The organism is Chryseobacterium sp. CBTAP 102 (genome assembly GCF_003201365.1).
Lineage (GTDB): Bacteria > Bacteroidota > Bacteroidia > Flavobacteriales > Weeksellaceae > Chryseobacterium > Chryseobacterium candidae.
On the sequence record NZ_QICX01000015.1, the window covers coordinates 99,132 to 123,595 of the forward strand.

Genomic DNA, 24,464 nt, shown 5'->3' on the forward strand with positions numbered 1-24,464 from the left:
CATACATTAAAAGTGTATTGCTCTACCAGCTGAGCTACCGAGTCGGCCACTTACTTTTTTAAGTAAATCCCTTTGTTTAAGGGACTGCAAAGATAGGAAAACACTTCTTAAATCCAAATTTTTCTAAGCTTTTTTACAATAAAATTCACATCAAAAAAGTCAAACACCTGTTTATAAATTAATTACGTTTATTATTTTTTAATGACAATTTCAGAATCTGCAGTTCTTTAATTAAAAATAAAATTTTAACCAATTTTTACAATTCACGAAAATTTTAAAATCTCTCTATTTTTCTTTTAAACTTAACTTTCAGATTTCTTATTCTGATATTCAAAAATATGAATAACCTTATCCATTATTTCCTGACCATGATGTTTTCCAACCATGTAAAGAGCAGCGTCAATTCCAGCGGTAATTCTAGCAGTAGTTATCAACTGTTCCTGATCCACATAACGAACATTTCTGATCACATTTGCCTGCGGATTATACTGTTCTAAAGTATCTAAAAGCATGCTATGGGTTGTAACATCGTGGTTTTCAAGGATTCCTGTCCCGGAAAGCAGCATACTTCCTGTACATATTGTGAACACAACAGTTCCGCTATCATAATGAGTTTTAATCCATTGTAAAACGGTTTCCTGAAAATCCTTATCCTCAAGATACTTCGTAATGTGTTCAGGATTTGCTCCGGGAACCACAATCATATCCGGCTTAGGACATGTATGGATATCGTAGGTAGGAATAACAGCCATCGTATTGGCTTCCATATATATCGGTTCTTTTGTTTTTCCAACTGTAAAGCAATGATAAGAGTTGGGATGTATAGCATCCGCCTTAACGAAAACATCCAAAGGACCATTTAAGTCAAGAGCTTCTACCTGATCATAAATTAAAAATGCTACGTTCATTGTTTTAGTGTCTTGTTTCATAATTTTTATATTTTTAAGATGATTATTTTTTGGATAAAGGCATAGTTCTTCCCTACCGACCTTTGAAGATGATCGGTTTCATTTTAAATCCTTAAGAGAAAAAATATTATTCTGTAGTTTTAAATCCTTTCCGGTATTGCGCCGGAGAAAGGGAAATATTTTTAAGGAATACCCGGCGAAGCGAAACGGCGTTGCTAAATCCACATTTAACGGCAATCATATCAACACTCATCTCAGTATATTCCAGCATATTTTTAGCCTGATCCAGCCTCATTTTTTCCAGAAACCGGCCGGGAGTCATTCCTGATTCTTTTCGAAATACTCTGGAAAAATTACGGGGACTCATGTTCAGTGACTCAGCAATATATTCTACTGTTACAGCTTCATTCAGCTTATCTTTCAAAAAGTCACGCACTTCTTTTGTAAAAGGAGACCTTATTTCATATTCCGGCAGCGCATCTCCAAACTGCGACTGCATTCCGGCTCTTTTTAAAGGCAGAACAAGATGACGGGCAACTTCTATGGCTAATGGCTTTCCAAAATCCTCTTCCAAAAGAGCCAACGCAAGATCCATCCCGGAAGAAACACCTCCCGAAGTATAGATAGGCTTATCCCGAATAAAAAAAGGATTAACATTCACTTCCAGCCTGGGATAAGATTTCTGCAGTGTATCTGCAAATTTCCAGTGGGTAGTCACCTGCTTACCATCCAAGAGCCCTGCTTTGGCCAGAACAAATGCGCCTACGCAAACAGATCCCAGACGTCTTACGTCTGATTTTATGTTCTGAAGATAATGATAGAGATCGTGGCTGATTTCCTCCAGTACAGTCAACGTTGTCCCTGCTACAAGTAAAGTGTCTACAGGAAAATCGACATCATAAATAGTATGGCTGCATGATAATGGCATTCCTGAACCGGAATAGATAACCTTCTCTGAAGTTCCGGAAACGAGATACACATGATAGCCTATATCTTTTTGATCAATATTCAGAAAACGGTTGGCTGCTGTAAAAACGTCCCATGGCCCGGCGATATCAAGCAGCTGTACCTGTGGCAAGGCCAGAAGTACTATATTTTTCATTCCTGTATGTTGTCCTTCTTTCTTCATATCTCGTTCTGTATGAGTACAAATGTAGAGACAAAGGATCTTGTCTGCAATGACAAAAAACATACAATTCCGGCCAGAAGTGCACATCCATTTTTGAACAAAATAAAAGAGACTGCCCTATCAGACAGTCTCAGCACTCTACTATAAAATTAGCTGACAAGCTATACTTTTAAACTATGATTGTCTCACTTATGCAGGTGACAGTCTGCGGGATTTCAGATAAAGAGCGGTACGGTTGAGATAGGGAAAAAGAAAAATCAATAACAGTGAAGCAGCAAGAAGCCACACCATCATTTCATAATAATCCATCGCAAAACGGAGATGATCCTGAACATTCATTCTTGCTACCAATAAATTATTGGCAGCTTTTACAGCCTTTTCTTCAGGCATTCCTCCTGCAATAAGCTTAGCCGTCTGCAGACGGAGAAAACTTTTAACTTCCGGATCTGCAGCACTTAAATGATCCTGAAAAGCATTGTAATGACGACTTTTTTCAAAGAGTTCAAAAAAATTGATCAGGGCAATGCTGATACAAAACCCGAGATATCGTATTGCTAATGCTGTTGCAGCAGCGGAAGGCCCAATAACAGCAGGAACGGAAGAAATAATATAAATAATCGTCGGAACCATAATCAACCCCACACCCAATCCCTGAATAAATAACGGAATGTAGTAATTAAACTCATCAGCCTGAACATCAAAAGAATAGTACATTAAACCATGAAAGATCAACAGCATTAAAAATCCAGGTCCCCAGATATACCGAATATTTTTCTTTTGTAAAACCATACAGCAGGCAATAATTACCCCAACCACCAATCCTGCAAGGTTAAAAATATTAATATAAGAAATATGAAACGGATCCAGATGCAGTTCTGATGCAAAATAAGTGTTGACAATTCCTGAAGCAAACCGGCAGATATACATCACAAAAAGGATAAGCAGACCTACTTTGAAGTTCCTGTATCTGAAAACCTGCAGATCAATATAAGGCCTTTTAATCGCCTGCTGGCGAACTATTGATATCGCCGCCAAAACCATAATTCCGACCACACTTCCCAGAATCCGGTTATCTTCCAGCCAATAATATTCCTGTCCAAAAATAGTTATATACCCGATTAATACCAATAAGGCACTGAATAGCCCAAAACTCTGCCAGTCCAGTTTATACAGATGAAATCTTGCATGGGTTCTGTAATGGCTCATGGCTAAAGTCAGGAAAATAAGTCCCGGAAGATAGGAGAAGATGGCTGTTTTATAAACGATATTAAAATTATAGGAATCAATGAGATCTGCGGTTATAAGATTATTAAACGGCAAAGCACAAATTAAGATTCCAAAAAATACTGAAAAACTGATTTCCCGGCCTCTTTCGCTGCTCAGTCGTGTAAAAATAAGGGTTAGTGAAAGGTTTACATTTCCTGCGAATAACATTCCCTGTATGAAACGAACCGGAAATAAAATATAGACCTCCCGCGTGAAATAACAAATGAGACAAGCCAGAATCTGCAGGGTAGTAAAAAGAAGAAAATATTCTTTTGCGGCGAGAAAACTGAAAAATCTTCTTTCCAGACTGTAAAACCCTACATAACCAGCATAAAACAACGCTACTGAAAACTGGATATCTGCCGGTTCACATCCATAATATCCGGCAGCGGCATTTACATTAGACAACGGCAGAAAAAAGATAATGATTCCCGGAAGCGTCATTGAAAAAAGAATAATCTTCACCAGCCATTCAGGAGCCCATTTTTTGAAATAGGGCATTTTTCTTTTAACCATTGGAATGCTTTTTATTGGCGTATACATTCACATTCATTCCCACTTTCAGAACATCAATCTGACTTCTTTGCCCATCCACTCTGATTCTTACAGGAATACGCTGTACAATTTTCACGTAATTTCCAGTGGAGTTATCCGGTGGAAGCAGTGAAAAACTTGAACCTGTTGCCGGGGAAAGCGAGATGATTGTTCCTTTAAATTCCCTGTCAGGATAAGAATCCGCAACAATTTTCACATGATCTCCGATATGCATATCCCTGATCTGCGTTTCTTTATAATTGGCTACCACCCATTTATCAGTTTCATTATTGACAATAAAAGCCAGTGTCTCTCCGGCATCAATCATCTGCCCAACTTCTACAGTTCTTCTTCCCATTCTTCCGTCATAAGCCGCGGTGACAGCTGTATAACTTACATCCAGCTTATGACGGTCCAGCAACGCTTCCAGTCTTGCAATTTCTGCTAAAACAACTGTTTTTTCTGCCCGTATATCATTAATCTTAGATATTGAAGCCGCGTAATTATCCTGTGAAGATTTATAATCGCTTTCATTGACATCCAGTGTTGCTTTCACATCTTCAAGCCGCTGTTTCGTGGCAGATTCTTCATCATACAGCTTTTTATACCGGTTATAATCAAGCTGTTGTTTCCACACCTTTGCTTTATTGGCATCTACCTGAGCCATTGCTGCTGCTGCTTCCTTTTCTGTAGTGCCAGTAGTACTTTCCAATACTCTCAGTTGAGCACGGGCTTTCTGAATGGCTGCCTGAGTCTGTTTTTCCTGAAGTACATATTCACGGTTATCAATGATTAAAAGAGTATCTCCTTTTTTAACTTCCTGATTCTCCTCAAACTTTACAGCAACAATAAATCCTCCGGCTCTTGAAATAACGGGGTTAACATATTCCTGAACCTGTGCATCATTGGTTTGCTCATACGCATAATAATTTTTTAAGGTAAAACCGCCCCAGACAGCAAGTGCAGCAACAATTACAACTGAAATCCATCCTGTGATCTTCGTGATCATTCTATCGGTGGGAGTATATTTTTTTTTCATGATATTATAAAACGCCTGTAATGTTTTGTAGTAAATAATAATTGTTTTGTGCCATAATTTTGGCGGCTTCCAGTTCAAATTTTGTCTGAAGCAACTGTATATCTGCATCCAGCAGTTCTGTAATAAGAGAAGTCTGACTGAAGTATGTATTTTTGATAATACGTGCATTTTCCTTTGCCTGAGCGACATTGGCTTCTGCAACTTTTATCTGTTCTAAAGCTTCCTGGTAACGCAGATAAGCTTCTTTCACCTGTTGTCTTACCTTATCTTCCGTATCCTTGTGTACTTCCTCTTCCTTTTCAAACTCCAGCTGAGCAGCTTTTACTTTATGAGTATTATGGTAAAGAGAAGAGATCGAAAATGAAGCTTTAATTCCAACGATTCCCAATGAATACCAATAAGGATTATAGGGATACAGAAAAATCTGTGGATTGGCGTAATAAAATTCACCATACATCCCGATTTTAGGTCTTATATTCGCTTTTACCTGTTTCAGTCTGATCATACTCAGCGCTGTCTGCTGTTCAGAAACATGATAATCAAAAGAATGATCCAATGCCAGTTTCAGAAACTCATTATAAGTTGTACTCTCATTCCACTGATTAAACGGGGCTTCAGGAATAACAATCTGCTCATCGGGAATACCCAAAATAATATTCAGTTTCTGCATCGCGATAAGAATATCATTTTCTATGGTCACCAGCGCCATTTTTCTTTTGGAAAGTTCCAGTTCAATCCTTAAAACATCACTTTTTAATACCACTCCATTTTTATAAAGAGCCTGTATCTCTTTAAGCTGTGTCTTCTGATCAGTGATATCCTGTTTGATAAGATCTCTGAAAATCAAAGTTTTCTGGAGTTCAAGATAAAGCGCTGCAGTTTTGTAATGAATATCAGAAACTGATTTTTCTTTCTGAATATCCTTAATTTTCTGAAGCGTCTGATTTTCCTTAATCTTAAGATTCAGCTTATTTCCGTTATAAATGTTCAGGTAAAAATCTGCTCCGGCTCTGTAAAGCGTATGAATTACTTCATGCTGTGTTGGCTTGGAAAAAATTCCGTTCTCATAGATGGGAATGTTGGAAGCCTTTTCTGCAGAGCCTTTAACTTCTATTTCCGGAAGGCGCTCTCTTTTGGCATCTTTTACTTCGGCTTCGGCAATGTCTGCGTTGATGGTATTGATTCTGATATGACGGCTGTTTTCTTCCGCTCTCTGCCATGCATCTTTTAAGGAGATTCGTATGGTATCCTTTGCTGGACTGCCGGTCTGAGCTGATATAGTGGAGGAAATCCCCAACATCAGCAATCCGGCGACATAAATTTTCATTTGAATTTTTGAATTATTGCACTGCAAATTTATTGGCAATCCGGAAATTTTATTTATCTAAAATAGTCAACTTTTACATGATTCCGGCCAAATAATTATATTTGTATATTCTTTGGGATTTTAAACTTTTTTATGGGATTAATTGCTGCACTTCCAGACATTGATAAAGACGATAAAAGTGTATTTGTTATGCATGAAAAATCAGAAAAACTGATTCCTTTTCACAAACATACGAAAGGGCAGCTGAGTTATGTAGAAGGAGGCATCGCCTATATTACGATTGACAACAAGACCTATGTGGTTCCGGCAAGACATTTCTTCTGGATTCCGCAGGGAATGGAGCATATTTTAGAAATCGGATATACCGCCACTGTTCTGCGTTCTCTTTATTTCTATGCTCATGATGATATTTCAGATCCTTTCTACAGCAGACTGGGCATTTATCCGGCATCAGAACTCCTGATCCAGATGATCAAATATTCTGAAATCTGGGATGAAAAACACGTAACACTAAAAGATGAAAACTTCGAATTTTTAGTGGCTCTAAAAAAAATCCTTCCTAAAACCCATCAACAGCCCTTGCCTATTATTCTTCCTGCCACCCACAACAAACAGATGATGAAAATTGTATCTTATCTGGAACGGAATATCGGGGAAAAATTGACACTGTCCAATGTCAGCAGCAGATTTGGTTTGAGTGAACGTTCCCTGTCACGCCTTTTCAAGGCGGATATGGATATTTCATTCCTCCAGTATTTAAAAACATTAAGAATCATCAAAGCCATTGAAGTGCTTTTAAATACAGACAAACCCATCAATGAAATTGCCGATGATGTGGGCTACAGTTCCATCAGCGCCTTCAGCGATACCTTTCATGAATTTACCCAGTCGAGACCTTCAGATCTTAGAAAGAGTAATAAAGCGACCCAAAATATGATGGGATAATTGGCTTACAGATGATCTTCATCAGATTTAGGAAAAAAATAAAAGACTATTTTATCTTTTATCAAAAATATCTTTTTATATTTGTTCCATAAAACTCAGTAAAATGTTTTCAAAAACCTGTGAATATGCTTTAAGAGCCTTAATCTATATAGCCCAGCAGTCTAAAAATGACAGCAGGGTCGGGATTAAGGACATTTCAAAAAGCATCCATTCGCCGGAGCATTTTATTGCTAAAATTTTGCAGGATCTGAGCAGAAAAGGATTTGTACAATCTGCCAAAGGTCCGAACGGAGGTTTCTATATGGATCATAAAAACCTGAACACTTCCATTGCTGATATTGTCAGAGAAATTGATGGAGATAAGCTTTTTACGGGTTGCGGACTTGGACTTGATCAGTGTTCAGAAACGCATCCGTGCCCGCTTCATGATCAGTTCAAAAGTATCCGACAGGATCTTCGAATCATGCTTGAAACCTCAAAAATTCAGATGTTTGTCGATAATCTGGACTTGCAGCTTACTCATTTGAAGGCTTAAAAAAATTTAAACAAATAAAAGACAAAAAGATCTTTTAATATTAAATAAATCAGAATGAAATTATCTCTCAAAAATCCCTTCGTGTTAATGTTGCTCTGTCTGATGACCGGAATGTTTACAGCCATCAGTTTTCTGGAGACGCCATTGAAGTTTCAGGTTCCGGGAATTACCCTTCCGGCGGCATTAGGATTAGGAAAACTCATGTTTGGACTCTCTTCAAAAATACAATGGGGATTTCTTATTGTAATACTGATATTGATGTCCGTCAGTTGGAAAAACTATACGAAAACTGATTTTATCATTCTGGCTGTTATATTTTTATTACTTGCCTTAGAACAGTTCTGGATGCTGCCTGTATTGGATTCTCGTGTGGACTTACTTTCATCAGGAAAAACATTAACTCCTACTCCATTACATGACTATTTTATTTATTCCGAAACAGCAAAAGCACTAATGTTCATAACAGCCATCATTTTACAATTCAAAAGAAATACAGTTTAATAATAAAACTATTTATCATGAAAACATCTGTTCAAAATACCATTATTGCATTGACTTTAACTACATTATTATTTTCCTGTTCCAAACCGGAAACGACTCCCATTCCACAGGCTGAACCTTATTCTGAACAACAGGTTATCCAACCACAGACAGTAGAAACACCTCCTGAAATTTCCTCCTCCTCAAATACACCGAAACATGAAGGATTGAAATTAATTGAAGGAACAGATTGTCTTACCTGTCATACAATAGATTCAAAATTAATAGGTCCCTCTTACCAGGAAGTTGCAGCAAAATATTCGGATGCTGATCTTGATATGCTGGCACAGAAAATCATTGACGGTGGCAAAGGCAATTGGGGCGAAATCCCCATGACTCCTCATACAGGATTAAGTAAGGAGAATGCCCGGCAGATGGTAAAATATATTTTATCCCTTAAAAAGTAAAAAAAAACTTTAAAACAATAAAAGACAAAAAAGTATTATATTATGAATACAAGAACAGACTTTATAGGCAATATGGTTGCTGAAGATTTCAGAACAGCCGCAATTTTTAAAAGACACGGTATTGATTTCTGCTGTAAAGGCGGAAGAACCATTGAAGAAGCATGCAGCCATAAGAAACTTGCTCCTGAAAAAATTTATGAAGAACTGGATGCGCTTCCAAAAAATGAAAGTTTTTCAATCGACTTCAACAGCTGGCCTCTGGATCTTCTGACAGATTATATTGAGAAAACCCATCACCGTTATGTAGAAGAAAAAACTCCTGTTTTGCAGGCATTCCTTGATAAACTGTGTAAAGTGCACGGAGGAAGACATCCTGAACTGTTTGAAATCAATTCTTTATTTAATGAATCAGCACATGATCTGGCTGCTCACATGAAAAAAGAAGAACTTATTCTGTTCCCGTTTGTAAAAAATATGGTGAAGGCTAAAATATCCGGAAGTCCTCTTCCAAAGCCTCATTTTGGAACCGTAGAAAATCCTGTTCATATGATGGAACATGAACATACCGTAGAAGGTGACCGTTTCAGAAGGATCGCAGAAATTACAAATGAATACCTTCCCCCTGCAGATGCCTGCAATACTTACAAAGTAGCTTTTGCCATGCTTCAGGATTTTGAAAATGATTTGCATCAACACATTCATCTTGAGAATAACATTCTTTTCCCAAAAGCGATCCGACTGGAGAAAGAATCTGCCGTAGAATCTTAAAAAGAATACAAAATGACACCTAAAAAACTTTGGATATGGCTTGCTGTAGTAATGGCTGCCTCGTTTGCTGTTCTTATCTTCTATGGGACTGAAATTTACAGGAAAATCCCACCCATTCCGGAGAAAGTAGTCAGCACAGACGGAACGGTGATTGCAACAGCACAGGATATTAAAGACGGACAGAATGTCTGGCAGTCTATTGGCGGACAAACAGTAGGAAGTATATGGGGACATGGTGCCTATATTGCACCGGACTGGACAGCTGATTATCTTCACAGGGAATCTCTTCTGCTGCTTGATGAGCTGGCTAAAAAGGAAGGTAAAGTTTACAAAGACCTTCCTGATGATGAACAGGCTAAATATCAGGTACTGCTGAAAAAAGAACTTCGTACCAATACTTTTAACGAAAGTAAAAATGAAATTGTTTTCTCTCCGGAACGGGCTGAAGTGCAGAAACAGCTTTCACAGCATTATTCAAAATTATTCATGAATGATGCATCCATGGCAACACTTCGGGATCAGTACGCCATTCCTGAGAATACCATCAAAGATACCGGAAGAATGGCTAAAATGAATGCCTTCTTTGCATGGAGTACATGGGTATGCATTACGGAAAGACCTGGAGATGATGTGACCTATACCAATAACTGGCCGCATGATGAATCGGTGGGAAACGTTCCTCCTCCTTCTCTGCATTTATGGTCGGGATTCAGTATATTGCTTTTACTGGGTTGTGTAGGTCTCCTGGTATTTTACCATGCCCGAAACAAAGAGGAAGAGATCAGCGGGGCATTTCCACACGAAGATCCTTTACGAAATATGAAGCCTACTCCTTCTATGAAAGCCACTTTGAAATATATTTGGGTCGTTGCACTGCTGATCCTTGTTCAAATGCTTGCCGGAGTAGTAACTGCCCATTATGGTGTGGAAGGAAGCGGATTTTATGGAATCCCTCTGGACCAGTTTTTACCACAGTCGGTTTCCAGAAGCTGGCACGTACAACTTGCAATATTCTGGATTGCCACCTCATGGCTGGCCACAGGACTTTATATAGCTCCCGCAGTTTCAGGGCATGAACCGAAATATCAGAAACTGGGAGTAAATATATTATTCGGAGCCTTACTGATTGTTGTCCTGGGATCATTAACCGGACAATGGCTTGGTGTGATGCAGAAGCTTGGTCTGGTTGATAATTTTCTTTGGGGGCATCAGGGATATGAATATGTGGAGCTGGGAAGAGTGTGGCAGATCTTACTGCTCATCGGGCTTATTCTTTGGTTGATTTTAATGGTCAGAGCATTGCTTCCGGCTTTGAAACGTAAAGATGGAGACCGTCATTTGCTGATCCTGTTTACCCTTTCATCTGTAGCTATTGCGTTATTTTACGGAGCTGGATTAATGTATGGAAGACAAACCCATATGGCCATTGCAGAATATTGGAGATGGTGGGTAGTTCATCTTTGGGTAGAAGGATTTTTTGAAGTTTTTGCAACGGTAGTGGCAGCCTTTTTATTTACAAGGCTGGGATTGTTAAGATTGAAATCTGCTACGAATGCAGTGTTATTTTCTACCATTATTTTTCTTGGCGGAGGTATTCTGGGGACATTCCACCATCTGTATTTCAGTGCTACGCCTACCGCTGTACTTGCTTTAGGAGCAACTTTCAGTGCATTAGAAATTGTTCCGCTTGTTTTAATAGGCTATGAAGCGTATCAGAATTACCAACTGAGTAAATCTACCCCATGGATTCAGGCGTACAAATGGCCTATCTACTGCTTTATTGCCATGTGTTTCTGGAATTTCCTTGGTGCCGGAATCTTCGGATTTGCCATCAATCCTCCTATTGCATTGTATTATATCCAGGGGCTGAATACTACAGCTGTACATGGGCATGCAGCTTTATTCGGAGTTTATGGAATTCTGGGAATCGGATTAATGATGTTTGTTTTGCGCGGGCTTTATCCTGACCACCAGTGGAATGATAAATTAATAGGCTGGGCGTTCTTGATGATCAACTTAGGATTGCTGGTGATGGTAAGCATAAGTCTTCTTCCCATAGGAATTATGCAGTCTGTAGCCTCTATAAAAGAAGGTTACTGGTATGCACGCTCTGCAGAATTTATGCAAACAGATATCATGCATTTTCTGAGATGGATGCGTGTGCCCGGAGATATTTTACTGGCCGCTGGTGAATTGCTTTTGGTTATTTTTATCATTGGATTGAAATTCGGCTGGTCGCTGAAAGAAAAACGTTAGGATGAATGATTCAAATCTGATTAAACTTATTTTAATAAACGTAAAGTTTCATCTGCAATTCTTATAATTTTAAGAGATCAAAGATGAGCGAACTTCTCGCAGATTAAGCTTTCTGGTAATACATTCGCTTAAAAATGATCAATGAAATTGATCAAACCCTTTTGCTCCCTCAATATATAGAATCAAGTATTTAATTCTTTGCGTTGATAAAATGAGATTCTATTAATTCATTCTGATTTACATTAAAAAGAGGCTGTCTCAAAAGTCAAACAATCTGACTTTTGTCATTCTGACGAAGGAAGAATCTCCTTGATAAACAAATATATGAGATTCTTCACTACATTTCATTTCGTTCAGAATGACACTTTTGAGACTGCCTCTTTTATTTAAGTTTTACTGTGTTGCTTTCATCATCGCATTCGTGATTTCAATTTCTTTTTTCCCGGAATAGGTGGAATCAAAAGGTTCCATGACATTGAATAAGTACTGATAAAAAGGAGCAATCTGGCGTACATTTTCAGCTTCCTTACCCGCTTTTTCTTTACCCATCTGCTCAAGTCCTTTTATAAAAATACTGAATTTCTTATCAACAGGCTCCATTGATTTTAATACGTAAGCATGGGCTTTTTCATTTTGTCCTAAAGTTTTGTAAGCTTCTGTAACGGCTGCGACAACGAGTGCATATTCCATCGGTTTAGACCTCATCTGTCTTTTGGCTGCTGCTTTAAATGAGGGAGAAAGATTCTGATAATAATCATATTCTTCAAATATTGTTTTTTTGAGCTCTTCTGCCAGCTGAAGTCCTTTTTGCTCCTGTCCGGCGACAATATACCCGGTAACCATCGCACTTAGTGAACTTGGATCATTGTATTTTTCCACAGGAATTTCTTTTGCGGCAAGATCCAGCAATTCCAATGCTTTAGCTTTCTGCCCGCCTGCAACCAATGCGGATACTGCTCTGCTTACAGACATTCTGTAACCCAAAATATTTGACGTAGTTGTTTCATCATAATAAATACTCAGATCTTTAAAATTTCCCCATCTGAAGTTTTTCACCACCTGATAAAGAGAATTGGCATCTACTCTTCCTTTGTCTCCATCCGGACTCTGAGGGGTATGAATAGGAACCAGTCTGTAACTGAAACCATCAAACTGAAGATATTCATCCAGATAAAAGATATTTTCACTGTCGTACATCCCGCCTGTAGAGAAATTGACAGGCCTTTTCCAATCAAAATTGGCCAGCATATCCAGCATCATCAGATTGCTTTTGTAAAGGGTATTCGCTTCATAATTGATCATAATCTGATCCACAGTATCCGGAAGATCGGACTGATTAATAATTCCTGCTTTTACTGCATTTTCTTTGTTGACGGGAAGGATAAATTTACTCACCGGAAGGATATTGTATTTTTCATATTGCTTTTCTCCAAAGTACATCTTCAGCAGTTCATCTTTTGCGGATGATTGTAATTTCAGGAATTTCAACGCTTCCTTAAGAGTCATTGAATCCTGAGTCAGATATTTTCTGAATTCCTGAAAAGCAGTTTCCGGAGCTCCCTGTTCTTTCAGCATTTGGAAAAGTCCTTCCCAGTCTTCTTTTTTCATCAGATACACCTGCTCATTTACCCCATCTCTATATTCTTCATGCGTTAATTCACCCGGAATTCCTTTTGCATTGTAAGTTCTTCTTTTCACCTGATCAATATTCCATGAAGTGGCCAGGAGGGTAAAGTTGACCGTTTTCACATCATCCCTGAATCTTTCCGTTTCCTGAATTGCCCATACCGGAAAGGTATCATTATCACCATAAATGAAAATAATATCATTTTTCGGCAGCGATCTTAAAAATGAATAGGCGTAATCACGGGCTGCTGTCTTCTTACTTCTGTCATGCGAAGTATAATTCTGGAATCCCATCATCAAAGGAATTCCTAATAAAATGACTCCCAGAACAATATTAGCAGCATTAGATTTAACCTTAGACTGAATCAGCCAAAGTAATGCTCCCGCTCCAAGACCTATCCAGACGGCAAAGGCATAGAACGAACCTACCATGGCATAATCTCTTTCCCTTACTTCAAATGGTTTTACTCCGGTGTAGAAAACAATTCCCATACTTGTAAGAACAAACAGCGAAAGCATGGCATAAAATCTTCCGAAATCTCTGTTGAGCTGGAAAAAGAAACCAATCAGCCCAAGAATCAATGGCAAAAAGAAAAACCTGACGGTACTTTCATTTTTAAATTGGGCAGGCATATGATCCTGATTACCAAGCAAAGCATTATCAATAAAAGAAAATCCCGAGATCCAGTTTCCATTGGTATTCTCCATATGCCCCTGAAAGTCATTCTGCCTTCCTGCGAAATTCCACATCAGATATCTTACAAAATAATATCCGTTCTGAAATGATATAAAATACTCCATATTCTGAGCGAAGGATGGACGCTGCACCTTGATAAGATCATACGGCTTCACTTTCAGATAATCTTCTGCCGTGATAGAATCTCCTTCATATTTTGCTCTCAGTTCTTCAAAAATCCTTTTCGCTTCCGGATTGTCCGCAATGTCTTCATTATCATAATTAAAAGTAAAATCAGGAGCTCCATATAAAGAAATGTAATTGGCGGTCACCTCTTTATCTTCATTGAACATCCTAGGCATGAAGCTTATGTGAGATTTATTAAACACATAGTTGAATCTTTCCCCGGTTTTTCTGTAAGTTCCGGATTTTTCGTCTTTTTCGTAAATATCTCCGGTGATGTCTCTTTTATAACTTCCGTCTTCGTCTTTTTCCAGTCCGTTTTTATCTAGAAATGCAGTGTAATTCTGTCCGTAAATAGTAGGCCAATCACCGTATTGCACTCTGTTATAATAATCTCGCATCCCAATGGCTGTATCCGGATCATTAAGGTTCATCGGAGGATTGGCATTGGCTCTTATCGGAATTACCAGCCAGCATGAAAAACCAATGATCATATAGACAATAGATAAAACGATAGTCTGGTATACGTTTCTTTTGGTTTTTCGTGCATATTTAATCAGGAGATAACTGATTGCTGACATAAGAACAAAAGCTGCAATTGTTCCTGAATGAAAAGGAAGCCCCAAACCATTTACAAAGAAAATTTCAAGCTTTCCGAACATTGTCATTATCAAAGGGAAAATGATCTTGAATACGAAGGCAAGAATTCCCAGCGTAATCAGATTGGCCAGTATAAAACTCTTCCACGAAAAAGTATAATTTCGGGTATAATAAACCAGACATATGGCCGGAATAGCCAGCATGCACATCATATGCACTCCTACGGAAAGCCCAATAATAAAGAAAATAAGAATGATCCATCTCTCGCTGTCTGCTGCTTTATATTCATTTTCCCATTTGGTGATGAGCCAGACCAGTAATGCAATAAACATAGAAGCCATCGCATACACTTCTCCTTCTACTGCTGAAAACCAGAATGTATCTGAAAATGTAAAGCATAAAGCGCCAATCACTCCGGCAAACAGGATTGAGATTTCCTGATGTTTTGTAATTTCTGCAACATCTTTATGTAAAAGCCTTCTTACAAAATGGGTAATCGTCCAGAACAGAAAGAGGATCGTAAATGCACTGAACAATGCTGACATAGCATTGATTACAATAGAATAATTTTCAGCATTCCCTAATGCAAAAATACTTGCTACAGCTCCCATAATCTGAAATAAAGCAGCCCCCGGAGCATGGGTTACCTCCAGTTTCACTGCTGAAGAAATATATTCTCCGCAGTCCCAGAAACTCAGGGAATGTTCTATTGTTGAAAGATAAGCAATAAGCGCAACAGCGAAAAGGAACCATCCCAGTAAGGTGTTCCAGTTTTTAAAAGACCAGTTTTTCATATCATATTTTCCAATATGTATATGACAACTGGGGAAAAGGGTTTATTACATTTACCTTTAAGTTGCTTAAACTTTACAAAACCGCAAAAGTCACAAAAACCTTAATTTTAAAACACTTGAGTTCAAATAAGATGGAAATCAAAGATTTTCATAAAGCTTACGTGTACTTATTATGTATAAAGTGTAGCTCTAAAAAAAACTTAAGTAGTTAAACCTTTTGTGGTTAAGAAAATTTACTCGCTTCTTAAAGAGTAATTTTAATAGGTATTATTCAATCCTCCATCCAGAGGAATACTTGTTCCGGTAAGATAATTTGAATATTCTGAAGCCAGAAACGCCACCAGATGACCATATTCCTCAGGCTGTCCGAATCTTTTCATCGGAATTTTATTTTCCCTCGCCTTTTTTATTTCCTCTGCTCCTGCACCACTTTGCTGAGCTTCATGAGCCACAAGTTTTTGAATTCTTTCAGTATCGAAATACCCTGTTAACACATTATTTACCGTAATATTATGTTGTGCAATTTCATTGGAAAGTGTTTTGGCCCAGGCAATCACTGCAGAACGGATAGAATTGGACAAGGCCAGATTTCCAATCGGTTCTTTTACGGATAAAGAAGAAACATTAATGATACGCCCGTTTTTCTGTTGAATCATATGAGGTAAAGCCAGTAATGTTGTTTCACAAACGGTTCTGAACAGAAGATCAAATGCGGTCTGATAATCATCACTATTTTTATCCAGTGCTAAACCAGGTTCGGGACCATTGGTATTGTTCACCAGAATATCTATGGAATGATGATTAAAATATCCAGCTATAATTTTTCTATAACTTTCAAAATCTGAAAAATCTACTACCAGGTATCCATGTTTCTGATCAGGACTGATAACCGGCAGTGCAGAAACGAAATCTTTAAGCTTTGCTTCACTACGGGCCATAACGGTCACATTAGCTCCGCATTTAGCCAGTTCAATGGCAATTCCGGCTCCTATTCCCTGTGTAGCCCCTCCTATTAAAGCATGTTTTGAAAAAAGCTGAATATTCATCTTGATAATGATTACGGATTGATCTCTATAAAGTTATGAAAAGCTTTAGTTTTAAAAAAACTGATTAATGAATATACCAATAGCTTTCTGAATATACTAAAGCACCGGTATCAACCAGTGCTTTAGTATTTGTGTTATTAGAATCTTTCTTGGATAATCATTTTTAGAGAATATTAAAAAGATTAATCTCCGATTCTGAATACCAGTACCTGCGTGGAGGTTGCAGAAAGGCTCATTCCTGCACCTGAACAATTACCTGACTGCCCTCTTCCCAATGCGATCGTCCAGTTTCTGTTGGCCGGAACTGTAGTGGCATAAGTGATTGTTCCTCCATGATTGGAAAGGGCACCCTCCGAATGGGAACCTGTACTGTGGATTCTTGAAGTTGTAGCATTCAGGGGAAAATCTACAAAATAAGAACTGACGGTACATCCTGTAGCATTATGTATTGCTTCATACACAAATGTGATCTGATAAGTTCCTGCCGGAAAAGTTATTGTACTTGTGCCTGCATTATAGGTAAGCCCCGGAATAGAATTCTTTATAACAGTCATAGGTACTACCTGTGATCCTCCTGCTCCCTGTGACTGCAAAAAGTTGGACTGTAAAGTTTCTAATCGGAAAACTGCAGGGCTAGGAATAGATAAAGCTCCCAGCGTACCAATGTTCTTTACAACTCCATTAGCATCAACTACCAACAATGGATCTGTGCTGCTATTTCCGGCTCCAACTCCCTGAAGACGCAATGGGTTTGAACCATTTACATGAAGTTTATTGGTAGGAGCTGTAGTTCCTATCCCCATATTTCCTCCAACAGTAACTGCTACATCATTGGCTTGTTGTGCTACAGATGGTATTCCTGTAGTTGGATTATCCTTTGCACCATCAATATTAAATACTCCTTGTGGATTCGATGTGTTTATACCTACCTGTGCATTAAAAAAAGTAAAATTACTTGTCAAAAGAAGTAAAAGATAGACGAGCTTACGTTTCATAATAATTTTTTTTTAGTTAATATTTAAATGTCTTTCTGAAATATGAAAGTGATTATTTCATTAAAATTCAATAATGATAATCTATTTTTCGCTAAATCAAATATAGCAAATCTCACAAATAAGTGAACCCTTTAAATGAAAAATAAATATAAATATGAGTTAAATAGTGGATTGTATTTAAATAATATGTTTTTATTGAATATTTTAAATATCAATTATAAACCTATTTATATCAAAAAATATCTTTTTACAGGATTTTCTATCAGGGTCAATAGCTGCCTGCCCCGAGCATTATAAAGTACTTTCCATATTTTTAACTTCTACAGTCAGTAAATAGCTTTTATCATCCTGCCTTTCCATGGATTAACTGTTCTTCTTTTCCATTATCTTGAATTATTTGTTAAATGTAATATATCCAATATTATTACAAGATAAAAATACGCCTTAAGCAACTAAAGTTTTTGTTGCAGAAGCTCATCAATCTGTTTATAAAATGAATCTTTACTGTAATCCGCAAGCCCTTTATGATGCAGGCGTATTTCTCCTTTTCTATCCAGTACAACCGTTGTTGGTAAAGATCCACTATACAATACATCAGGAATATTTCCTGCCGGTGTAAGAAAAGGAACCGTAAAGCCTTTCTCCTTTAAGTAAGATTTTCCAAGAGCGGTATTATCATCCAGGTTTACGGTAAGAAATACCATATCCGGATTATTTTTGTAATGGTCATACATTTTCTGGACAGACGGAAATTCGGCACGGCACGGAGGACACCATGATGCCCAAAAGTTAATGAAAACCACTTTATTCTGAAAAGCAGAAATATCTGTTATCTTTCCATCCTCATTTCTCAGCATAAATCCGGCATAGGAAATCTTGGTTGAATTATTTTGCGTTTCTTTTGGTTCTGATATGCTTGAATTGAGAAACCCTGTGGAAGCTACCTGTCTCATCAGCCATGCTTTTGCATCTTTATTTATCAGGATAACAATAAACAATACAGTCAGTATTGCAGTGAAGCCATTTTTCTTTAGCCAGATTTTCAGATTTTCCATATATTTAGCTTAATTCTTTGCCAATATAAGGTTAATATTTTGGTTAAAAGGCTGAAAAGATTGTTTTATCATTTCCTGAAACCTGATTTTCCAATGGATTTAATTCATCATTAATTTGTTATGTGTAACAATTCCTCTATTCACCCAACTAATCGTACATCATCAAAACATCAATTCATATACAAGAGATCTACTACTTTAAAATAAACTAATGCAAACATCCTTTCTAAAAATTACCGCCGCCACTGCTGCACTCTGTTTCAGTACCCTGGCAATAGCCCAGCAAACGTATTCCGTAAGTGGAACCGTGAAAGACAAAAAAAACGGTGAATTGCTCATCGGAGTATCTGTAAAAGTAAATGAAGATCCCACCATCAATGTTATAGCCAATGAATATGGGTTTTATTCTCTTTCCCTACCTCAAGGAAATTATACCATTATTATTTCCACTCCCGGGTATCAAGATTTTGAGCAGAAGGTTAATGTAGATCAGAATATCAAACTCGATCTTCCCCTGCTTCCATCAGAATCTGCAGCTAAAGCCATTGATGAGGTAGTGATAACCGGTATTAAAAAGGATAAAAACTTAACCTCAGCTCAGATGGGAGCAGAGACCTTAAGCATCAAAAATATAGAAAAACTTCCTGTTCTATTCGGAGAAAAGGATGTGATGAAAACCATACAGCTTTTACCAGGGATCAAAAGTAACGGTGAAGGAAGCAGCGGGTTTAGTGTAAGAGGAGGTGCTCCAGACCAAAACCTGATCTTACTGGATGAAGCCCCTGTTTATAATGCCTCTCATCTTCTTGGATTTTTCAGTACATTCAACAGTGATGCCCTGAAAGATGCCAGCATTATTAAGGGAAACAGCCCCGCACAATACGGTGGCCGTCTTTCTTCTGTATTGGATGTTAAAATGAAGGATGGAAACAATAAAGCCTATAACGTCAATGGAGGAATTGGTCTGATCAGCAGCCGACTGAGTGTGGAAGGTCCTATTCAGAAGGAAAAATCATCATTCATCGTTTCAGGAAGAAGAACGTATGCCGATCTTTTTCTTAAAACCAACAAAGATTATAAAGACAACAAATTATACTTTTATGATCTCAACCTGAAAGCCAATTATCAGATTAATGAGAACAACCGTATTTATCTGTCCGGATATTTCGGAAGAGATGTACTGGGATTGGGAGATACTTTCAATACAGACTGGGGAAATACGACTGCTACTTTGAGATGGAACAGCATTATCAGCAGTAAATTATTTTCAAATACCTCATTTATCTACAGTAATTATGATTATAAAATAAGTCTGAAGAATGATGATACGGTATTTGATTTAAATTCAAAAATCCGTGACTGGAATCTTAAGCAGGATTTTACCTGGTTTGCAGGAAACAAACACTCTGTACGTTTCGGTCTGCAGTCTATTTACCATACCCTTACCCCAAGCAGTGCTTCCGGTACTACAGTGAGCAGTTTTGCAAGAAATCCGAGATATTCATGGGAGAATGCCGTTTACATCAATGATGATTATAAAGCAACGGAAAAGCTAACCATTAATTATGGGGCAAGGCTTTCCATGTTCAGTATATTGGGTGGAGATACCTTCAATACCTATGAGAACGGTGTGCTTACCGACAGTAAATTCTTAGAGAAAGGAAAATTCGGGAAAACCTATGTGAATATTGAACCTCGTATCAGTGCCAACTACCGTATCAACGAAGTCAGCAGTGTGAAAGGAGGCTATTCCAGAAACACCCAGAATCTTCACCTATTGAGCAACAGCAACAGTGGAAACCCTACCGATCAGTGGATAGGAAGCAGCTATACGGTGAAACCTGAAATTGCAGATCAGATCAGCCTTGGTTACAGCAGAAATTTCAACAATAATAATTATGAATTGAACGCTGAGGTCTACTATAAAGACATGAAAAATCAAATCGACTTCAAGAACGGGGCGCAGATTGGTTTTGATACCGGAGCCGATGTAGAAAGTGAATTGCTGTTCGGAAAAGGAAGAGCTTACGGTCTGGAACTTATTGCCAAAAAGAAAAGCGGAAAACTGACAGGATGGATCTCCTATACCCTTTCCAAAACAGAAAGAAAGATCAACGGAATCAATAATAACGAATGGTATAACGCCAGGATGGATAAAACCCACGACCTTTCTATTGTGGCCACCTATCAGCTTAATCCAAAATGGAGTTTTTCAGGGCTATTTGTTTACAGCACAGGAAATGCAGTTACCTTCCCAACAGGAAAATATGAACTCAACGGGCAAACCATATTCCAGTACAGCAATAGAAATGCAGACAGAATGCCGGCCTACCACAGAATGGATCTGAGTGCAACGTATGAACCAAGTACCAATAAACGATTCCGTGGTTCATGGACATTTGGTATTTACAACCTGTATGGTAGAGAAAATGCTTATACAATTAACTTTGAAGACAATCCTGACCGTCCCGGAACAACCCGTGCGATGCAGACCTCTTTATTCCGTTGGGTACCCAACATCACTTATAATTTCAAATTCTAAATCATGAAAAATACATTTTATATCATAGTATCCCTTTTTGCATTAACTTCTTGTGAAAAGGAGATCGATCTTGATCTGAATGATCAAAGCGGAAATATTGTCATTGAAGGAAATGTTACCAATCAACCAGGACCTTATACAGTGAAAATCACAAAATCCGTAAGTTTTTCATCACCTAATCAATATCCGGCTGTAACCGGAGCTCAGGTTATTTTAAGTGACGATATGGGACAAACTGAAACCCTTCACTATGTAGGAAACGGGGTCTATCAAACGACTGCTTTTTCCGGAGAACCTGGCAGAACCTATACTTTGAAAGTAGAGTCCGAAGGAAAGCAATATAGCGCTCATAGTAAAATGCCTGAAGTGGTATATTTTGACGGATTGCAGCAGAGTTCTTTCAAATTTGGAGATAAAACCACATATACCCTGCTGCCATTATTTACAGATCCAATGCCATTGGGAAACCGATACCTTTTCAGCTTTACGATCAATGATCTGACTAAAAAGTACATGAATACTTTTTCAGATAATGTGAATAACGGATTACCCAATCAACAGCCTCTCATTCTTCCTAATGACGATAATAAAGGCAGAGATCATGAAGTGGTAGCAGGAGATAAAATTCATGTAGAAATGCAGTGTATTGACAACAATATATTCACGTACTACAGCTCTTTGCTTCAGATTTCAGGCGGCAATGGCGGAACTGCTACTCCAACCAACCCTCCAAGTAACATCAGTAACGGAGCTTTGGGGTATTTTTCAGCGCATACGACAGATACACAAACTTTGGTCATTGAACAGATGACCACTCCATAAATTTTAAGAGGATATTCCGCTCATTGGAATATCCTTTTTTATTCTCTGTCTTATCTTAGCTTTCTTTTTATAGCATAATACCTGTAAAGAAGCTTATCATACCTGATCACACAAAGCAGTAATCCTGCAGTTGCCACCAGTACCTTTAAGCCGATTATCCTGTAACCCAAACCACCTGTTACACATCCTGAAAAAAAGCAGGCAATAATCACCAGTTTCAAGGTGATATTCTTTTTAAGCTGTTTCTTTTCCTTTTCCCTTTCCTTAAAAAAAAGTTTTGACAGTTCTATTCCCAGATCAGTAAATAATCCCGTAAGATGAGTTGTTCTCACTACAGATTGTGATACTCTTGTTACCAATGAATTCTGAACCCCCATTGCAAAAAGTAAAAGCCCTGCAGCCGCATTAGGAGATATTACGATATCCAATGTGTTATCATCTGCTATTCCCACAAAACTTAATATCAGAATTTCGATGACCAAAGGAATAAAATGCGGACGGAACATTTTACGTCCGGAAGAAAATTCGACCATAAAGCTTGAACAGAATGCTCCTCCCAGAAAACATAAAATAAAGATAAGATAAGTAAGGGCTTCACTGTAATGATTAAGAAGAATCTCTTCGGAAAAGAAAGCAAAGTGCCCTGTTATATTGGTGGTAAGCACCTGAACAGATAATACCCCTACAATATTCACGATTCCGGCAACAAATGAAAGTGCTGATGCCAGCTTAAGATTGTGAAAATAAGTTCTGTTTTTTCCCCTGTGTCTGAACATTTTAAATTTCTGTAAGGGCTTTATCTTTAGAAAAAGAACAGCTGGATACAATAAATAAGTAAAAAAAAATAATTAGAAATGTCAGTGTCAAACTGTGAAAAACATGTCCGCTTAAATATTTATCCAGTGTTCTTTATAGATCTACTCTTTCCCCTTTAACGTAAAATCCTATTTTTCAGTAATGAATGATTACTCTGAAAAGGCATCCACAGACCTCAATAAATATTCTGTTTCTTATTTCAGCACCAATTTTATTACTTTTGTAAAAGTAATTCGTTCAGGAAAAAAATCTTGTGATTTGGATCGGTCCAAAATGTGATTTAAATTAAAAACTGAACGTACATTCAATATCCTGTATAGAAAAAATTATGATCTCAAAATTTATTTTTAATAATCAGTATCTTTTTGATGAACTTCCTGAATATGATAAGAAGCTGCTTACAGGAGCTATGAAAACCAAAAACTACCGTAAAAACGAACCGATATTTACTGACGGAACAAAACCTAATGGTGTTTACTATCTTAATGAGGGTAAGATAAAAAAGTACAAAGTTGATAATGACGGAAGGGAGCAGATTATTTACATTTACAGCTCCGGTGAATTTTTTGGATATTCTGCCATTCTGAGTAATGAATCTTATGGGGATACTACCTCAACCCTTGAAAATTCTGTCATCTCATTTATTTCAAAAGAAAGTTTTCTGGATATTCTGAGCCAGTCATCCGTGCTTTCAAGGCTGTTATTGAAATCTCTGAGTCATGAATTCAGTGTGATGGCGAACCTTATTGCCGTTTTATCTCATCGTACAGTCCGTGAAAGGGCTGCCCTCAGTTTACTTATTCTTCATGATAAATATAAATCAAATGATGCCCCTGATTCCGTAGTGTTCATTTCTCTTTCCCGTGTGGATCTTGCCAATATGGTAGGAACCGCAAGAGAAACTTTAGCCCGCATTATTAATGATTTCAAACAGGAAAAACTGATCAGATCCGAAGGACGGAAAATACAGATCACGGACTTTAAGCGCTTAATTCATATTGCTAATTTTTATTAATAAAGTTATTCAGATTAAAATCTATCGTATCTACTGTCATAAGCACTCATTACTTTTGTTTAAAATTATTTTAAACAAATAAGTATCCTTATGAAACTTACCTCATTAAGAATTATCAGCAAAGACATTCAATCAGCAGTAGCATTTTATGAACAGATCACGGGTATAGCGGCCACATGGTATACAGAAGATTTTGCAGAACTTTCTGGTAATTCCATTACAATAGCAATCGGAAGTACCCGGACCATGCAAATGTTTTTGGAAGATCTTACAGATTTCGCAGGTTCAAAGTCAACCATTATTGAATTTATGGTTAAAAATGTTGATGAAGAATATGAAAAGATTAAAAGTAAAGTTTCCAGAATTATTCAGAAACCGACAACGATGCCTTGGGGAAACAGATCCCTTCTATTTTGTGATCCGGAAAGTAATATGATTAACTTTTTTACTCCTGTGAGTGAAGAAGCTGTGAAGAAATTCAGCTAAAGTTAAACCACTTAAGTTTTTCAGAGCCAGGCTTTACACATAATAAGTACACCTAAGCTGGATCAGTCTCAAAAGTTGGGGGGAATGTTAAGTAGCTTTATCTTTGCCTAATGTTAAGCGATCACGAACTTCTTAAATTATTACTTCCGGAATT

Annotated in this window: 20 protein-coding genes; 10 read left to right on the forward strand and 10 right to left on the reverse strand. The window is 37.7% G+C overall.

The features are described 5' to 3' along the window. Positions 1 to 302 precede the first annotated feature (302 nt). From C8D70_RS17940 to C8D70_RS17960, 5 genes are all read right to left on the reverse strand, one after another. A complete protein-coding gene (locus tag C8D70_RS17940; protein WP_110368211.1) occupies positions 303 to 929 on the reverse strand; it encodes a DJ-1/PfpI family protein in 627 nt (208 codons plus the stop codon). Positions 930 to 1,035: 106 nt separating this feature from the next. Beyond that, positions 1,036 to 2,010: a GlxA family transcriptional regulator gene (locus tag C8D70_RS17945; protein ID WP_181416162.1), complete on the reverse strand. Its 975-nt coding sequence runs from the start codon at positions 2,008 to 2,010 to the stop codon at positions 1,036 to 1,038. Between the two features lie 216 nt (positions 2,011 to 2,226). Then, positions 2,227 to 3,819, reverse strand: a complete 1,593-nt coding sequence (locus C8D70_RS17950) for a beta-carotene 15,15'-monooxygenase (protein ID WP_110368232.1) — start codon at positions 3,817 to 3,819, stop codon at positions 2,227 to 2,229. Next, a complete protein-coding gene (locus tag C8D70_RS17955) occupies positions 3,812 to 4,876 on the reverse strand; it encodes an HlyD family secretion protein (protein WP_110368213.1) in 1,065 nt (354 codons plus the stop codon). The genes C8D70_RS17950 and C8D70_RS17955 overlap by 8 nt, the downstream gene beginning before the upstream one ends. Before the next feature lie 4 nt (positions 4,877 to 4,880). Then, a complete protein-coding gene (locus tag C8D70_RS17960) occupies positions 4,881 to 6,203 on the reverse strand; it encodes a TolC family protein (RefSeq protein ID WP_110368214.1) in 1,323 nt (440 codons plus the stop codon). Positions 6,204 to 6,335: 132 nt separating this feature from the next. Here C8D70_RS17960 and C8D70_RS17965 point away from each other — a divergent pair, with 132 nt between their 5' ends. From C8D70_RS17965 to C8D70_RS17990, 6 genes are all read left to right on the forward strand, one after another. After that, positions 6,336 to 7,148 carry an AraC family transcriptional regulator gene (locus tag C8D70_RS17965; protein WP_110368215.1) on the forward strand — a complete coding sequence of 271 codons (813 nt, stop codon included), beginning with the start codon at positions 6,336 to 6,338 and terminating at the stop codon, positions 7,146 to 7,148. A gap of 103 nt (positions 7,149 to 7,251) precedes the next feature. Then, positions 7,252 to 7,683, forward strand: coding sequence for an RrF2 family transcriptional regulator (locus C8D70_RS17970; protein ID WP_076594385.1), 432 nt, complete (start codon positions 7,252 to 7,254; stop codon positions 7,681 to 7,683). A 54-nt stretch (positions 7,684 to 7,737) separates the two neighbouring features. Next, positions 7,738 to 8,184 (forward strand): hypothetical protein, encoded by a 447-nt coding sequence (locus C8D70_RS17975; protein WP_110368216.1) that lies wholly within the window; start codon positions 7,738 to 7,740, stop codon positions 8,182 to 8,184. 17 nt (positions 8,185 to 8,201) lie between these two features. Beyond that, positions 8,202 to 8,630, forward strand: a complete 429-nt coding sequence (locus C8D70_RS17980; protein WP_110368217.1) for a c-type cytochrome — start codon at positions 8,202 to 8,204, stop codon at positions 8,628 to 8,630. A gap of 42 nt (positions 8,631 to 8,672) precedes the next feature. Next, a complete protein-coding gene (gene ric / locus C8D70_RS17985) occupies positions 8,673 to 9,398 on the forward strand; it encodes an iron-sulfur cluster repair di-iron protein (protein WP_110368218.1) in 726 nt (241 codons plus the stop codon). A gap of 12 nt (positions 9,399 to 9,410) precedes the next feature. Beyond that, positions 9,411 to 11,654 (forward strand): nitric-oxide reductase large subunit, encoded by a 2,244-nt coding sequence (locus C8D70_RS17990; RefSeq protein WP_110368219.1) that lies wholly within the window; start codon positions 9,411 to 9,413, stop codon positions 11,652 to 11,654. Between the two features lie 393 nt (positions 11,655 to 12,047). Here the strand turns inward: C8D70_RS17990 and C8D70_RS17995 are convergent, their stop codons facing one another. The 4 genes from C8D70_RS17995 to C8D70_RS18010 all read right to left on the reverse strand — a co-directional run bounded on the left by C8D70_RS17995 (position 12,048) and on the right by C8D70_RS18010 (position 18,629). Continuing rightward, on the reverse strand, positions 12,048 to 15,533 hold the full coding sequence (locus tag C8D70_RS17995; RefSeq protein WP_110368220.1) for a DUF2723 domain-containing protein: 3,486 nt from the start codon (positions 15,531 to 15,533) through the stop codon (positions 12,048 to 12,050). 257 nt (positions 15,534 to 15,790) lie between these two features. Next, the gene (locus C8D70_RS18000; RefSeq protein WP_110368221.1) at positions 15,791 to 16,579 is read right to left on the reverse strand and encodes an SDR family oxidoreductase; all 789 of its coding nucleotides are present in this window, start codon (positions 16,577 to 16,579) and stop codon (positions 15,791 to 15,793) included. 182 nt (positions 16,580 to 16,761) lie between these two features. Next, complete coding sequence (locus C8D70_RS18005) at positions 16,762 to 17,574, reverse strand: hypothetical protein (RefSeq protein WP_076594377.1); 813 nt, start codon at positions 17,572 to 17,574, stop codon at positions 16,762 to 16,764. Between the two features lie 452 nt (positions 17,575 to 18,026). Further along, positions 18,027 to 18,629, reverse strand: coding sequence for a TlpA family protein disulfide reductase (locus C8D70_RS18010; RefSeq protein ID WP_110368222.1), 603 nt, complete (start codon positions 18,627 to 18,629; stop codon positions 18,027 to 18,029). 211 nt (positions 18,630 to 18,840) lie between these two features. On the opposite strand from C8D70_RS18010, the gene C8D70_RS18015 reads away from it, so the two are divergent. Both C8D70_RS18015 and C8D70_RS18020 read left to right on the forward strand, forming a co-directional pair. Continuing rightward, complete coding sequence (locus tag C8D70_RS18015; protein ID WP_110368223.1) at positions 18,841 to 21,171, forward strand: TonB-dependent receptor; 2,331 nt, start codon at positions 18,841 to 18,843, stop codon at positions 21,169 to 21,171. Between the two features lie 3 nt (positions 21,172 to 21,174). After that, the gene (locus C8D70_RS18020) at positions 21,175 to 21,993 is read left to right on the forward strand and encodes a DUF4249 domain-containing protein (protein ID WP_110368224.1); all 819 of its coding nucleotides are present in this window, start codon (positions 21,175 to 21,177) and stop codon (positions 21,991 to 21,993) included. 50 nt (positions 21,994 to 22,043) lie between these two features. On the opposite strand, the gene C8D70_RS18025 is transcribed toward C8D70_RS18020, so the two are convergent. After that, entirely contained in the window at positions 22,044 to 22,769 is a 726-nt protein-coding gene (locus C8D70_RS18025; RefSeq protein WP_110368225.1) for a YoaK family protein, read from the reverse strand. A gap of 368 nt (positions 22,770 to 23,137) precedes the next feature. Between C8D70_RS18025 and C8D70_RS18030 the strand changes: the two genes are divergently transcribed. Next, the gene (locus C8D70_RS18030; RefSeq protein WP_110368226.1) at positions 23,138 to 23,824 is read left to right on the forward strand and encodes a Crp/Fnr family transcriptional regulator; all 687 of its coding nucleotides are present in this window, start codon (positions 23,138 to 23,140) and stop codon (positions 23,822 to 23,824) included. A gap of 90 nt (positions 23,825 to 23,914) precedes the next feature. Beyond that, on the forward strand, positions 23,915 to 24,310 hold the full coding sequence (locus C8D70_RS18035) for a VOC family protein (protein ID WP_110368227.1): 396 nt from the start codon (positions 23,915 to 23,917) through the stop codon (positions 24,308 to 24,310). The last annotated feature ends 154 nt before the right edge of the window (positions 24,311 to 24,464 follow it).

Coding starts and splice junctions, on each gene's coding strand:
- C8D70_RS17940 (WP_110368211.1), bottom strand. CDS start 929: ATGAAACAAGACACTAAAACAATGAACGTAGCATTTTTAATTTATGAT.
- C8D70_RS17945 (WP_181416162.1), bottom strand. CDS start 2,010: ATGAAAAATATAGTACTTCTGGCCTTGCCACAGGTACAGCTGCTTGAT.
- C8D70_RS17950 (WP_110368232.1), bottom strand. CDS start 3,819: ATGGTTAAAAGAAAAATGCCCTATTTCAAAAAATGGGCTCCTGAATGG.
- C8D70_RS17955 (WP_110368213.1), bottom strand. CDS start 4,876: ATGAAAAAAAAATATACTCCCACCGATAGAATGATCACGAAGATCACA.
- C8D70_RS17960 (WP_110368214.1), bottom strand. CDS start 6,203: ATGAAAATTTATGTCGCCGGATTGCTGATGTTGGGGATTTCCTCCACT.
- C8D70_RS17965 (WP_110368215.1), top strand. CDS start 6,336: ATGGGATTAATTGCTGCACTTCCAGACATTGATAAAGACGATAAAAGT.
- C8D70_RS17970 (WP_076594385.1), top strand. CDS start 7,252: ATGTTTTCAAAAACCTGTGAATATGCTTTAAGAGCCTTAATCTATATA.
- C8D70_RS17975 (WP_110368216.1), top strand. CDS start 7,738: ATGAAATTATCTCTCAAAAATCCCTTCGTGTTAATGTTGCTCTGTCTG.
- C8D70_RS17980 (WP_110368217.1), top strand. CDS start 8,202: ATGAAAACATCTGTTCAAAATACCATTATTGCATTGACTTTAACTACA.
- ric (WP_110368218.1), top strand. CDS start 8,673: ATGAATACAAGAACAGACTTTATAGGCAATATGGTTGCTGAAGATTTC.
- C8D70_RS17990 (WP_110368219.1), top strand. CDS start 9,411: ATGACACCTAAAAAACTTTGGATATGGCTTGCTGTAGTAATGGCTGCC.
- C8D70_RS17995 (WP_110368220.1), bottom strand. CDS start 15,533: ATGAAAAACTGGTCTTTTAAAAACTGGAACACCTTACTGGGATGGTTC.
- C8D70_RS18000 (WP_110368221.1), bottom strand. CDS start 16,579: ATGAATATTCAGCTTTTTTCAAAACATGCTTTAATAGGAGGGGCTACA.
- C8D70_RS18005 (WP_076594377.1), bottom strand. CDS start 17,574: ATGAAACGTAAGCTCGTCTATCTTTTACTTCTTTTGACAAGTAATTTT.
- C8D70_RS18010 (WP_110368222.1), bottom strand. CDS start 18,629: ATGGAAAATCTGAAAATCTGGCTAAAGAAAAATGGCTTCACTGCAATA.
- C8D70_RS18015 (WP_110368223.1), top strand. CDS start 18,841: ATGCAAACATCCTTTCTAAAAATTACCGCCGCCACTGCTGCACTCTGT.
- C8D70_RS18020 (WP_110368224.1), top strand. CDS start 21,175: ATGAAAAATACATTTTATATCATAGTATCCCTTTTTGCATTAACTTCT.
- C8D70_RS18025 (WP_110368225.1), bottom strand. CDS start 22,769: ATGTTCAGACACAGGGGAAAAAACAGAACTTATTTTCACAATCTTAAG.
- C8D70_RS18030 (WP_110368226.1), top strand. CDS start 23,138: ATGATCTCAAAATTTATTTTTAATAATCAGTATCTTTTTGATGAACTT.
- C8D70_RS18035 (WP_110368227.1), top strand. CDS start 23,915: ATGAAACTTACCTCATTAAGAATTATCAGCAAAGACATTCAATCAGCA.